At 73.5% G+C, this 12,700-nt stretch carries 13 protein-coding genes; 4 read left to right on the forward strand and 9 right to left on the reverse strand.

Annotation, left to right across the window (positions count from 1 at the left end):
• Positions 1-215: 215 nt before the first annotated feature.
• Entirely contained in the window at positions 216-1,241 is a 1,026-nt protein-coding gene (locus AC07AL_RS00695; protein WP_363586301.1) for an NADP-dependent oxidoreductase, read from the reverse strand.
• Positions 1,242-1,346: 105 nt separating this feature from the next.
• Here AC07AL_RS00695 and AC07AL_RS00700 point away from each other — a divergent pair, with 105 nt between their 5' ends.
• Together AC07AL_RS00700 and AC07AL_RS00705 are read left to right on the forward strand one after the other, a co-directional pair.
• The gene (locus tag AC07AL_RS00700) at positions 1,347-1,811 is read left to right on the forward strand and encodes a MarR family winged helix-turn-helix transcriptional regulator (protein WP_363586302.1); all 465 of its coding nucleotides are present in this window, start codon (positions 1,347-1,349) and stop codon (positions 1,809-1,811) included.
• A gap of 121 nt (positions 1,812-1,932) precedes the next feature.
• Positions 1,933-3,474, forward strand: coding sequence for an LCP family protein (locus tag AC07AL_RS00705; RefSeq protein WP_478316214.1), 1,542 nt, complete (start codon positions 1,933-1,935; stop codon positions 3,472-3,474).
• 51 nt (positions 3,475-3,525) lie between these two features.
• On the opposite strand, the gene AC07AL_RS00710 is transcribed toward AC07AL_RS00705, so the two are convergent.
• The 8 genes from AC07AL_RS00710 to AC07AL_RS00745 form a co-directional block, all read right to left on the reverse strand.
• Positions 3,526-4,434 carry a 1-aminocyclopropane-1-carboxylate deaminase/D-cysteine desulfhydrase gene (locus AC07AL_RS00710; RefSeq protein WP_363586304.1) on the reverse strand — a complete coding sequence of 303 codons (909 nt, stop codon included), beginning with the start codon at positions 4,432-4,434 and terminating at the stop codon, positions 3,526-3,528.
• Positions 4,435-4,443: 9 nt separating this feature from the next.
• A complete protein-coding gene (locus tag AC07AL_RS00715) occupies positions 4,444-5,094 on the reverse strand; it encodes a response regulator transcription factor (protein WP_363586305.1) in 651 nt (216 codons plus the stop codon).
• Between the two features lie 4 nt (positions 5,095-5,098).
• Complete coding sequence (locus tag AC07AL_RS00720; protein ID WP_478316507.1) at positions 5,099-6,382, reverse strand: sensor histidine kinase; 1,284 nt, start codon at positions 6,380-6,382, stop codon at positions 5,099-5,101.
• The gene (locus AC07AL_RS00725) at positions 6,379-7,140 is read right to left on the reverse strand and encodes an ABC transporter permease (RefSeq protein WP_363629267.1); all 762 of its coding nucleotides are present in this window, start codon (positions 7,138-7,140) and stop codon (positions 6,379-6,381) included. The genes AC07AL_RS00720 and AC07AL_RS00725 overlap by 4 nt, the downstream gene beginning before the upstream one ends.
• Positions 7,141-7,207: 67 nt before the next feature.
• Positions 7,208-8,110 carry an ABC transporter ATP-binding protein gene (locus AC07AL_RS00730; RefSeq protein ID WP_363586307.1) on the reverse strand — a complete coding sequence of 301 codons (903 nt, stop codon included), beginning with the start codon at positions 8,108-8,110 and terminating at the stop codon, positions 7,208-7,210.
• A 232-nt stretch (positions 8,111-8,342) separates the two neighbouring features.
• A complete protein-coding gene (locus AC07AL_RS00735) occupies positions 8,343-8,987 on the reverse strand; it encodes a GPP34 family phosphoprotein (RefSeq protein WP_478316216.1) in 645 nt (214 codons plus the stop codon).
• Positions 8,988-9,024: 37 nt separating this feature from the next.
• Positions 9,025-9,252: a type II toxin-antitoxin system antitoxin gene (locus tag AC07AL_RS00740; protein WP_363586309.1), complete on the reverse strand. Its 228-nt coding sequence runs from the start codon at positions 9,250-9,252 to the stop codon at positions 9,025-9,027.
• 9 nt (positions 9,253-9,261) lie between these two features.
• Positions 9,262-10,215: an SPFH domain-containing protein gene (locus AC07AL_RS00745; protein ID WP_478316219.1), complete on the reverse strand. Its 954-nt coding sequence runs from the start codon at positions 10,213-10,215 to the stop codon at positions 9,262-9,264.
• Positions 10,216-10,393: 178 nt separating this feature from the next.
• Between AC07AL_RS00745 and AC07AL_RS00750 the strand changes: the two genes are divergently transcribed.
• Together AC07AL_RS00750 and AC07AL_RS00755 are read left to right on the forward strand one after the other, a co-directional pair.
• Complete coding sequence (locus AC07AL_RS00750; RefSeq protein WP_363586311.1) at positions 10,394-11,020, forward strand: TetR/AcrR family transcriptional regulator; 627 nt, start codon at positions 10,394-10,396, stop codon at positions 11,018-11,020.
• A 43-nt stretch (positions 11,021-11,063) separates the two neighbouring features.
• Positions 11,064-12,569, forward strand: a complete 1,506-nt coding sequence (locus tag AC07AL_RS00755; RefSeq protein WP_363586312.1) for an MFS transporter — start codon at positions 11,064-11,066, stop codon at positions 12,567-12,569.
• Positions 12,570-12,700 lie beyond the last annotated feature (131 nt).

The following is a 12,700-nucleotide window of genomic DNA, read 5'->3' on the forward strand; positions in this document are numbered from 1 at the left end:
AATCCTCAACGAGGTCTACCCCTCGGCCGGATCTCTCCCCCGAACGGCCCCATCGCCAGGCGGGACCCACCGTACCGCGCCGCCCCGCACCGTGGATGACGCACTTTCGGATCCGGCCGGAATGCGGTAGTGCGGCCGATTCCCCCGCGCCCGTACGCAAACCGCCCCGCACGCCCGATGGGGGGCGGCGGGGCGGTCGGCGAGCTGACGAAGGGTCAGCCGTCCAGGCGGACCACCATCTTGCCGGTGTTGACGCCGCGCAGCAGGTCGAGGAAGGCGTCCGCGGTGCGCTCGAAACCGTCCACCACGGTCTCCTCGTGGCGCAGTTCGCCGGACGTCAGCCAGCCGGCCACGTCGGCGACGAACTGCGACTGCAGCGCCGCGTGGTCGCTGACCAGCATGCCCTCCAGGCGCAGCCGCTTGCCGATCGCGAGCGCCAGGTTGCGCGGGGCGGCGGGGGCGGTGGTGTCGTTGTACTGGGCGATCGCGCCACAGAGCACGGCGCGGCCGTGCACGGTGAGCGCGCCGATCGCGGCCTCCAGGTGGTCCCCGCCGACGTTGTCGAAGTAGAGGTCGATGCCGTCGGGGGCAGCCTGCGCCAGCTGCTCGTGGACCGGGGCGTCCTTGTAGTTGAAGGCGGCGTCGTAGCCGTAGACGTCCACCAGCTTGGCGACCTTCTCCGCCGAGCCGGCCGAACCGACCACCAGCGAGGCGCCCTTGAGCTTGGCGATCTGGCCGACCATGCTGCCGACCGCGCCGGCCGCGCCGGAGACGAAGACCTTGTCGCCCTTCTTGAGGCCGCCGACGGCGAGCAGCCCGGCGTAGGCGGTCAGGCCGGGCATGCCGAGCACGCCGAGGTAGGCGGAGAGCGGGGCGGCGGCCGGGTCGACCTTGACCGCGTGGCGGGCGTCCAGGGTGGCGTACTCGCGCCAGCCGAGGCCGTGCAGGACGGCGTCGCCCGGGGCGAAGCCCTCGGCCCCGGAGGCGACCACGTGGCCGACCGCGCCGCCCTCCATGGCCTCGCCGAGCCGGAACGGCGGGGCGTAGGACTTCACGTCGTTCATCCGGCCCCGCATGTACGGGTCCACCGAGAGGAAGGCGTTGCGGACCAGGATCTCGCCCGGGCCCGGGGTCCGGACCGGGGCCTCGACCAGGGCGAAGTCGGTCGGCACCGGCCAGCCCTGGGGGCGGGCGGCGAGGTGCCATTCACGGGCGGTCGCGGGTGCGGCCTGCTCTGCCATGGGAGGAGCTCCTTAGGTGGTTCCGATGCATGAAAGGTTGAGCTACTGAAGTAACGATGGGCATGAAAGGTTCATGTTGTCAACTTTTCAGGTAGACTCTCGGACATGGACACCCAGTCGACCCAGGCCGCCACGCCGCAGTCCGACGAGATCACCCGCGAGGTCGTCGACCTGATGGCCAACCTGGTCGCGCTGTTCCATCGCGAGTACGAGGAGGCGGCCGCCGCCCGCTCGCTCACCGGCGCCCAGGCCAAGGTGCTCGCCCTGCTGCGCCGCGGCCCCATGCCGATGCGCCAGATCGCCCAGACGCTCAGCTGCGAGCCGTCCAACATCACCGGCATCGTCGACCGGCTCGAAGCCCGCGGCTTCGTCACCCGGGAGGCCGACCGGCAGGACCGCCGGGTCAAGCTGGTCGCCGCCACCGGCACCGGCGCCACCGCCTCCGAGGAACTGCGCGAATCGCTGAACTTCGCCCGCGAGCCGCTGGCCGCCCTCGGCCAGGACGAGCGGGCCGTCCTGCGCGACCTGCTCCGCCGGATGGTCACCGGCGCCGCCGGCCCCGGGGCGTGATCAGCATCACAGCCCCGGAGCCAAATCCGGGCCACCGCCGGAGGTAACCGAACCGCCCGTCGAAACGTCTAATGTTCGAACATCGAACACGAGAGACGGAAAGACGGGGGGGACACGGAGGATGGGCAGCAGCACGCGCAGGCGCCGCTACCTGCGGACAGCCATCGGCCTGGCCGCCGTGCTGGTGCTGTCCGTCGTGGGCGCCGGGGCCTGGTTCTACCACCGGCTGGACAACAACATCACCACCTTCGACCCGGGCGGCATCGCCACCGAGCGCCCGCCCGCGCCCGCCCCGGTCACCCCCGGCGCCCAACTGCCGGTGAACATCCTGGTGCTCGGCTCGGACACCCGCGACGACGGCAACAGCGCGATCGGCGGCGGCGACGAGGGCGTCGGCCACTCCGACACCGCGATGCTGGTGCACGTCTACGCCGACCACAAGCACGCCGTCGGCGTCTCCATACCCCGGGACACCCTGGTCACCATCCCGTCCTGCAAGCTGCCGAGCGGCACCTGGACCACGCCCCGGAACAACCAGATGTTCAACTCGGCCTTCACCATAGGCGAGTTCCCCAAGGGCAACCCCGCCTGCACGCAGAACACCGTCGAGACGCTCACCGGGCTGCGGATCGACCACACCATCGTGGTCGACTTCAAGGGCGCCGCCGCGATGGCCGACGCCATCAACGGCGTGGACGTCTGCGTCCCCAACAACGTCGACTCGCACGGCATACACCTCCGGAAGGGCATGCAGAAGCTCTCCGGCCAGCCCGCCGTGGACTACCTGCGGGCCCGCTACGGCTTCGGCGACAACTCCGACATCGGGCGGATGAAGCGCCAGCAGGCCTTCGTCTCCTCGATGATCAAGAAGGTGCAGGGCCAGGGCTTCTCCCTGCCCACGCTGCTCCCGCTCGCCGACGCGGCCACCCGCTCGCTCACCGTGGACGAGGGGCTGGGCACCGCGATGAAGCTGGTGGACTTCGCCCGCTCGCTCCAGGACATCAAGCTGTCCGACATCACCTTCGTGACCGCGCCCTGGCGCTTCGCCGGCGAGCGCGTCCAGCTCGTCCAGCCGGACGCCAACACGCTGTGGCGGCTGCTGCGCGAGGACCGCACCCTGGACGGCCAGAGCACCTCCGGCACCGACACCCCGGCGCCCTCCCCCACCGCCCCCGGCCCCGACGGCGCGACCCCGGGAGCCGCCCCCGGCCCGTCCGCGCCGCTCACGCCCGAGCAGGCCGCGGCTCCCGTGCTGGTGGTCAACGGCGTCGGCACCCCCGGCCTGTCCACCTCCGGCGGGGAGGCGCTGCGGGCCCGGGGCTTCCAGAACGTCACGCTCGGCAAGCCCGCCGGCGGACGGCTGCAGACCGAGATCAGCTACGACCCGGCCCTGAAGGCCGCCGCCGACCAGGTGTCCGCGCTCTTCCCGGGGTCGCGCGCGGTCGAGGAGCCGGGCTCCGAGGGCATCACCGTCACCCTGGGCCGCGACTACCGCCCAAGCCCCGCCACCAAGCTGGACGCGGTCGGCAGCGGCCCCGGCGCGAAGCCCTCCGCCCCCGCCACCACCGACCCGAGCGGCGTGCCCAGCGGGGTGCCCACCGGCATAGCGGAGAACACCCGCGGCGCCGACACCGACCCGTGCGCCGACCTGACCTTCGGATGAGCCCGTCCGGGGCCTGCCCGCTCCGGCTCCGGGCCCACTCGGGCGCCGGGTCTACTCCGGGTCGGGCAGGCCGGTGACGACGGCGGTGAGCCGGGTGCCGCGGGGGAAGGCTCCGGCGGCGGCCAGGCCGGTCAGCGCAGCCAGCAGTTTGGCCACGTAGCGGCGTTCCAGCGGGATGCCGTGGCGGGCTTCGAACCGCTCGGCGAAGGCGGCCAGTTCGGCCGGGACCTTGCCGTAGCCGCCGCCGTGGTGCGCGTGGTCGATCCGCCAGTTGTCGAACTCCCGGCCGAGGGCGGCCCGGTGGAGCCGGGTGACCTCGCCCTCCAGGTAGCCCTCGCCGCCGCGCAGCACGGCCACGCCGAGCGCCCGCGCGCCCGGCGGCAGGCCGGCCGCGATGCCCGCCAGGGTGCCGCCGGTGCCGACCGGGCAGCAGACCACGTCGTGCCCGCCCAGGTCGGGCAGTTCGGCCGGGATCGCCGCCGCGCCGGTCACCGCCAGCGCGTTGGAACCGCCCTCCGGGAGCACCAGGCAGGGGCCCCAGCGCCCCTGCGGACCGGCCGTGGGACCGGCGTCGGCGCGGCCGGTGGCCTCCCGGTACTCGGCGCGGGTCAGGAACTCCAGCCGCATCCCGGCCCGTTCGGCCGCCCGCAGCGACCAGTTGCGCGGCCGGTCGGCCAGTTCCTCGCCGCGGACCAGCCCGACGCTCTCCAGGCCGAGCGCCCCGGCGGCGGCCGCGACCGCCCGCAGGTGGGTGGAGTACGCCCCGCCGAAGGTCAGCAGCCGGGTGTGGCCCTGGGCGACGGCGGCCGCCAGGTTGGGCGCGAGCTTGCGCCACTTGTTGCCCGGGACGCTCGGGTGCAGCAGGTCGTCCCGTTTGAGCCTCAGCTCAACCCCGGCCCGCGCGAACACCTCGTCGGTGCAGTCCACCAGCGGGGTCGGCAGCAGGGCGGGTTCGAGCATCCGGCCAGCTTACGACCGGCCGGTCGGGGTGAGCAGCCCCAGGTTGTAGGCGGCGGCGACGGCGGAGGCGCGGTCCTTGACGTCGAGCTTGGCGTAGACGTGGATCAGGTGGGTCTTCACGGTGGCCTCGCTGATGAACAGCCGGGCCGCGGCCTCCCGGTTGGTGGCCCCGGAGGCGACCAGTTCCAGCACCTCCAGCTCGCGCGGGCTGAGCGGCTCCCGCACGGGCGCGCGGACCTGGCCGAGCAGCTTGGCGGCGACGGTCGGCGCGATCACCGAGGCGCCGCGGGCGGCCTCCCGGACGGCGTGGAACAGCTCCTCCCGGGCCGCGTCCTTGAGCAGGTAGCCGGTGGCGCCGGCCCGGACGGCGGGCAGCACGTCGGCGTCGGTGTCGTAGGTGGTGAGCACCAGGACCCGCCCGGGCAGGCCGCGTTCGGCCATCTCGCGGATCGCGGTGACGCCGTCCATCCGCGGCATCCGCAGGTCCATCAGCACCACGTCCGGGCGCAGCGCGGCGACCAGGACCAGTGCCTCGGCGCCGTCCCCGGCCTCGCCGACCACCTCGAAGCCGGGGGCGGCGGTGAACATCCCGCGCAGCCCGTCCCGGACCACCGGGTGGTCGTCCACCAACAGCAGTCTGATCGTCGTCGCGTCGCTCACGGTTCTACTCCTCCATGCTGATCGCCGGCAGGGTCGCGGACACGGTCGTGCCGGCGCCCGGTTCGGTCTCCAGGTCGAGCCGCCCGGCCAGGCGCTGCACGCGGCGGCGCATCACGTCCAGGCCGTAGCCGCCGCCGGTGGCCCGGGAGGCGGGCTCGGCGGCCGGGTCGAAGCCGACGCCGTCGTCCCGGACGTCCAGGGTGACCAGGTCGGGCATGTACGAGAGGGTGACGCCGACCCGGGAGGCCCGCGCGTACTTGGCGGCGTTGGCCAGCGACTCCTGGGCGATCCGCAGCAGGGTCACCTCGACCTCGGGGTGCAGCGGGCGGGCCTCGCCGGTGACGGTCAGCCCGGCGGCGGCGCCGTTGCGCTCCCGCCACTGCTCGACCAGCTCCGCCAGCGCCTCCGGCAGCGCGGCCCGCTCCAGCTCGATCGGGCGCAGCGCGTGGACGGCCCGGCGGGCCTGGGTCAGGCTCTCCCGGGCGAGGGCCGCCGCGTTCGCCTGGTGCCGCTCGGCGGCCGCGGCGTCCTGGGCACGGGTCTGGTCGGCGGCCTGGAGCTGGGTGACGATCCCGGCCAGGCCCTGGGCGACGGTGTCGTGGATCTCCCGGGCGAGCCGGCGGCGCTCGTCCGCGGCCCCGGCCTCCCGGGCCTGGACGAGGAGTTGGGCGTGCAGTCCGGCGTTCTCGGCGAGGGTCTCGGTGAGCAGCCGGTTGGCCTCGGCGAGTTCGGCGTTGGCGGCCTTGCGGCGGGCGCTCAGCCGGTCGGCGACCTCGCGGAGCGCGAACAGCAACCCGACCACCATCAGGTTGAAGGCGACGACGGTCAGCAGTCCGCCGAACTCCGCCGGGCTGTCGGGCAGGGCCCCGCCGACCTGGGAGAGCGAGGTGGGGACGGTGGCCGCGGCCGCGCCCGCCATCCGGACCCGGCCCCACAGGTACTGGGCGGCGTGCAGGTAGCCGGTGAAGGCGAAGAAGCCGAAGATCGGGTTGTCCAGCACCAGCACGGTGGTCAGCGCCAGCAGGACGACGAAGTGGGCGCCGGCGTACCGGGCGCGGCCGTCCGGCCCCGGCGTGCGGTCGAGCACCGAGCGCAGGACCAGCCACAGGAACGCGGCGGCCGCCACCGGGAGGGTGGCGGCCGCGGAGCGCGCGGTCGGAACGGGGACCAGCAGGGCCAGCGCGGTGGCGAGCAGCAGGGCGACGAAGCAGAACGGGCCGATCAGCCGGTCCAACCGGTCCAACCAGTCGCCGAGCGCGCTCTCGTCGGCCGGTGGCCGCATGATCATTCCCACCGGAACAGCCTGGCAGCCGCGGCCCCCGCGAGCACCGCGTACGCCGCGAGTGTGAGCAGGCCCACGGCGTGCGGGAAGCGCCCGGACCAGGCGTCCTGCAGGGTCTGGACGGCGGCGCCGCTGGGGGTGAAGTCGCCGATCCGGTTGAGCAGGGCCGGCGAGAACTCGCGCGGCAGCCAGATCCCGGAGAAGAACATCATCGGGAAGAAGGCCAGCGCGCCGACCGCGTTGCCGGCCTTGGCGGACGGGACGACCGCGGCGAGCAGCAGGCCGACCGACAGCAGCGCGGCGGCGGCCAGCAGGAAGGCCAGCAGGAACCCCAGCGGCCGGCGCGGCAGCGACACCCCGAGCAGCGGTCCGGCCGCCACCACCAGCAGCACCGAGACGACGGCGACGCCCAGGTACAGCGGCAGCAGCGCGCCGAACAGCAGCGACGGGCGGACGGGGCTGGCGGACATCCGGCGCAGCACGCCGCGTTCGCGGTAGGTGGCGAGCAGCGAGGGCAGGCCGTTGAGGCCGAGCAGCAGCAGGGTGAAGACGGCCAGGATCGGCGCGTACAGCTGGATGGTGCTCATGCCGTGCATGTCGGGCGAGGTCTTGCGCAGGGCCGGGACGGAGCCGAGGACGAGGAACAGCACGACGGGGAAGGCGAGGCTGAACAAGGCGGTCAGCGGGTCGCGGAGGAACAGGCGGGCCTCGGCGACGGCCAGGCGGCGGACGGCGTGGGCGGTGTGGTGGGCGGTGTGGTTCACGGTGGTGGTCCCCTCGGGCGTGGTGATGGCGGCTCAGGAGTCGTGGCGGGTCAGGGGGCGTGACGGCTCAGGTGTCGTGGCGGGTCAGGGCGAGGTAGGCGTCGTCCAGGCTGTGCTCGCGGATCCGCAGCCCGGTGACGACGATCCCCTCGCGGGCGAGCAGGCCGGTGACCTCGTCGGCGAAGTCCCCGACGCCGGAGACCTCGACCCGGCCGTCCCGCTCCTCGACCCCGGTGACCCCCGGCAGGGCCGCCAGCCGGGCGGTGTCCAGCGGCCCGCTGGGGCGGAAGCCGAGCGTGCCGCCGGTGCCGGAGCGGGCGATCAGCTCCGCGGGGGTGCCGGTGGCGACGATCCGTCCGCCGTCGAGGACGGCGGCCCGGTCGCAGAGCGCCTCGACCTCGTCCATGAAGTGCGAGACCAGGACCACCGTCACGCCCTCGTCGCGGATCCGCCGGACCAGCTCCCAGGTGTCCCGGCGGCCCTGCGGGTCGAGCGCGGTGGTCAGCTCGTCCAGGAAGGCCACCTCGGGGTTGCCGATCAGCGCGAGGGCGATGAGCAGCCGCTGGCGCTGGCCGCCGGAGAGCTTGTCGAAGGGGGTCCGGCGCTGGTCGGCGAGCCCCCACTCGTCGAGCAGCTCGCGCCAGTCCCGGGGGTTCGGGTAGAGCGCGGCGTACAGTTCCAGCGCCTCGCCGACCCGCAGCGCGCCCTGCAGCTGGGCCTGCTGGAGCTGGATGCCGATCCTCGGCCGCAGCCGGTGGGCGTCCTTCACCGGGTCCAGGCCGAGGACGCGGACCGTCCCCGCGTCGGCCCGGCGCAGGCCCTCGCAGCACTCCACGGCGGTCGTCTTGCCCGCGCCGTTCGGCCCCAGCAGGCCGAACACCTCGCCGCGCTCCACGCCGAAGGAGACCCCCTCCAGCACCTGGCGCCGCCCGTAGGCCTTGCGCAGCCCCGCCACCTCGATCACGGCCATCGCGCCGCTCCCTCCCGCTCGTCCCCGCTGGTCCGGCCGGTTCTTCCGGCCTGCGACGAGCTTCCCGCGCGGGGCCCCGGCCGCGGATCGACCGGACGGTCAGAGCTGCGGGCGGGCGCGGTGGAGGGTGGATCAACCGATCGGTGGATGGGCACGGGCGCGGGCCCGGAACGCGGGAAGCCCGGCCGCCATGTCGGCGACCGGGCCTCTCGTTCGGATCACACCGGCTGGGTCAGACCACCGCGGCGTCGGCGTTGCGGGTGCTGATGGCCCGGCGCAGGGCGCGCGGGACGGGGCCCGCGGCGGGGGCCAGCTTGTCGATCCGGGTGCGGAACTCGCGGCTCTGGCGCCACGTCAGGACGGCTCCGAGCCGGGCGGCGTCGACCAGCGCGACCAGCGCGGCGTCCGCCGGGTCGACCCGGCTGAGCGGCGCCTTCAGCGCCGAACTCACCGACGCGACAAGGGACTTGCGCAGCCGCTGCTCCGGCAGGACGACCCGGGTGCACGGGAACAGTCCGAGCGCGCGGCGCTGTTCGAGCCGGATCCGCCCGGACGCCGCCAGCCCGTCCCGGACCACCCGCGCGGCGCGGGCCGCCGGGCCCTGGCGGCGGCCGACCCAGCTCTGCCAGGTGCGCCGCCGGCCCTGCCGGATCTGCTCCAGCATCGCGGCGGAGAGCGGGTCGAGGCCGTCGGCCGACGCTCCGTCGACGGCGGCCGGGTGCCGGCCGTCGTCGCGGATCAGCGCGCGCCGCAGGAGTTCGGCGAGCGCGGCGGCCCGCAGCACCAGGTCGAGCCTGGCGGTTGCGGTGAGCCGCTCGCGCTCGGGGTTGTAGGCGAGCAGGTAGAGCTTCTCCGGCAGGGTGATGGGCAGGTCCACGATGGACTCCAAGCAGATGGACGGTGGATGGGCCCGTTCATCCGGCGTCGGAACCGCCGGCCTCCGGGTTCTCCTTGGGCGGTCGGCCGCGCCGGGGAAGACGGGCCGCGTCGCCGGGCATCCGGCCCGCGTCGCTGAGGGCACGGCGAAGGAGGAACTCGATCTGCGCGTTGGCACTGCGCAGCTCGTCCGCGGCCCACCGGGCCAGTGCGTCGTGGACCGCCGGGTCCAGTCGCAGCAGGATCTTCTTCCGCTCCGTCGCCAACGCCGCGCCTTACTGGTAGAGGGAGCCCGTGTTCACGACGGGCTGGGCGCCCCGGTCGCCGCAGAGCACCACCAGGAGGTTGCTCACCATGGCGGCCTTGCGCTCCTCGTCCAGTTCGACGACGTCGCGCTCGGCGAGCCGGTCCAGCGCCTCCTCGACCATACCGACGGCGCCCTCGACGATCAGCCGCCGTGCCGCGACCACGGCCCCGGCCTGCTGGCGCTGGAGCATCACCTGGGCGACCTCGGGCGCGTAGGCGAGCCGGGTGATCCGGGACTCGACGACCCGCACCCCGGCCGAGACGACCCGGGCCGCGATCTCGGCGGAGAGCATCCGGCTGATCTCCTCCGCGCCGTCGCGCAGCGACAACTGGCCCTCGCGGTGGGCGTCGTACGGGTAGCTGCTGGCGATGTGCCGGACGGCGGTCTCGGTCTGGATGGCGACGAAGTCGCTGTAGTCGTCCACCTCGAACACGGCCTTGGCGGTGTCCTCGACCTGCCAGACCACCACGGCGGCCATCTCGATCGGGTTGCCGTCCGCGTCGTTGACCTTGTTGGTCTCGGTCTCGTGGTTGCGGATCCGGGTGGAGATCCGGCGGCGGCTGGTGAACGGGTTCAGCCAGGTCAGGCCCTCGGCGCGGATGGTGCCGCGGTAGCGGCCGAGCAGCTGGACCACCCGCGCCTGGCCGGGCGAGACCACGGTCAGCCCGCACAGCAGCAGCAGCGCGCCCAGGACGGCCAGCGGCCCGACGGTCAGCAGGGTGATCCCCAGCGCCTTGGACCCGCCGGCCACTTGGAGACCGCCGGCGATGGTCGCCCCGATCCCCGCGAGCAGACCGAGCAGCGTCCCTCCGAGCACCGGCAGCCCCGCGGCACCGGTGATGACCCGCTCGGTGATCTTGGGGGCCGGAAGGTCGAGGACGGGGCCGCCTTCGACGTCGACGGCAGAACGCGGTGTGGCCATGAGACCAGCTCCTCCAGCGAGTGTTTCCGATCCAGCTGTCAAAGTGATATCACTTTTTCTGCGCACCGCGCCAGGGGTTTGGCCGCATCCGCCGGGGTGGCGACCCCGCCGCCAACTCCGGTCGGCGATACGGCAGTTTGATACGCAGCGTATTAAATACATGATGTATCGTTCCCGCGTGGCTCCATCGAAGACTGCTTCCACCGATTCCGGCCGGCCGCCCCGCCGGCGTGCTCACACCCGCGCCCGGCTGCTCGACGCCGCCGGGCAGGTGCTGGTCGCGCGGGGGTACGCGAAGACCACCATCGAGGACGTGTGCGCGGCGGCCGGGTACACCCGGGGGGCCTTCTACTCCAGTTTCGAGAGCAAGCAGGACCTCGTCCTCGCACTGTTCGACCACCACTCCGCGCACCGGCTCGACCAGTTGGAGGGCCTGCTGCACCATCCGGCTCCGGGGGCGGCCCGACGGATCGGGGAACTGCTCCTGGCGGTCGACCCCGACGAACGGGGATGGATCCTGCTCTTCCTGGAGTTCCGGCTCGATGCGGCCCGCAGCCCGGAGCTCAGCGCACGACTCCACGAACACGACAAGGCCGTCACCGGGGCCCTCGCCCGCCTGCTGGAGCGCAACGGCACGAGCGTCGACGCGCAGAGCCTCGCCATGTTCCTGCTCGCCTCCCGCGAGGGCATCCTCGCCCGGACCGCCACGGGCGGACCCGGCAGCGATGAAGCGTGGCGCGCTGCAGTCGACGTAGTCGCCGAACTGCTGCCCACCCTGCTGCCCTCGCTGGAACAGGCACCCTGAGCAGCTCCGCCCACCCCTGCCGCCCGGTCAACTGAGAGGCGTCATGCCCGCAACCGCCCCGTCGGACCCACAGCGCTGGAAAGCGCTGTTATTCATCGGCATCGCCCAGTTGATGGTCGTGCTCGACACGACCATCGTGAACATCGCCCTGCCCTCGGCCCAGCACGACCTCGGCATCTCCGACGGCAACCGGCAATGGGTGATCACCGCCTACTCGCTGGCGTTCGGCAGCCTACTGCTCTTCGGTGGCCGCATCGCCGACCTCACCGGCCGCAGACGCGCGTTCATCGTCGGCCTGCTCGGCTTCGCGGGCGCATCCGCGTTGGGCGGCCTCGCGGTCAGCCCCGGGATGCTGCTCGCCGCCCGCGCCCTGCAGGGCGTGTTCGGCGCACTGCTCGCCCCGGCCGCGCTCTCGCTGCTCGCGGTCACCTTCACCGAACCCAGGGAGCGGGCAAAGGCATTCGGGATCTACGGCGCGATCTCCGGTGCCGGCGGGGCCGTCGGCCTGATCATGGGCGGTGCGCTGACCGAGTACCTGAACTGGCGCTGGGCGCTGTTCGTCAACATCCCGTTCGCCATCGCGGCCGTGTTCGGCGCCGTCACCGTCGTGCGCGAGCCGGCGGGCGCCCGCAACAGCGCCCGGCTGGACCTCCCCGGTGTCATTCTCGCCACCACCGGCCTGCTGTCGCTGGTGTACGGGTTCACCCGTGCCGAGTCCGACGGCTGGACCGCCCCCGTCACCGTCGCGCTCTTCATCACCTCGGTGGTCCTGCTCGGCGTGTTCGTCCTGGTCGAGAGCAAGGCCCCGGCCCCCCTGCTGCCGCTGCGGGTGGTGACCGAACGCAACCGGGGCGGCATCTACCTCTCCCTGGGGCTGGCCGTCATCGGCATGTTCGGGCTCTTCCTGTTCCTGACCTACTACCTGCAGGTCGTGAAGGGCTACACGCCGGTCCGCACCGGATTCGCCTTCCTGCCCATGATCGTCGGCATGGTGACCGGGTCGACGCAGATCGGCACCCGGCTGATGACCCGCCTGCCGCCCCGGCTCCTGATGGGTCCGGGCTTCCTGACCTCGGCCCTCGGCATCGCGCTGCTCACCCAGATCAAGGTCGACAGTTCGTACGTCGGCCTGATTCTGCCCGCACAGGTGCTCCTCGGCCTCGGCATGGGCACGGCGTTCATGCCCGCCATGAGCCTGGCCACCCGCAGCGTGCAGCCGCAGGACGCCGGCGTGGCCTCCGCCATGGTCAGCACCTCCCAGCAGGTCGGCGGCTCCATCGGCACCGCCCTGCTGAACACCATCGCGGCCGGTGCCACCACCAACTGGCTCGCCGAGAAGGCCCGTTCCGGCGCCGACCCGGCCAAGCTGGCCAACGCGGCGGCCGTACACGGCTACGCCACCGCGATCTGGTGGGCTGTCGGCATCCTCGCCGCGGCCGCGGCCGTCGCCTTCCTCCTCATCAACGCCAGGCAGCAGAACGGCGGTACGGGGTCCGACGGCACCGAGGCCGAGAAGGCCGACGCCGTCCCGACGGCGACCCCCCACTAGGGCGTGCCCGGCCGCCGACATGCGTGCGGGGGGGGGGGGGGGGGGGGGGGGGGTGTTCCCCCCTCCCCCCTCCCCCCCACCCCCCGGGTTTTTTGGGGTTGCTTTTTTCCCCACCCACTCTCCCCCAGCCC

The organism is Kitasatospora sp. NPDC043949 (genome assembly GCF_056435365.1).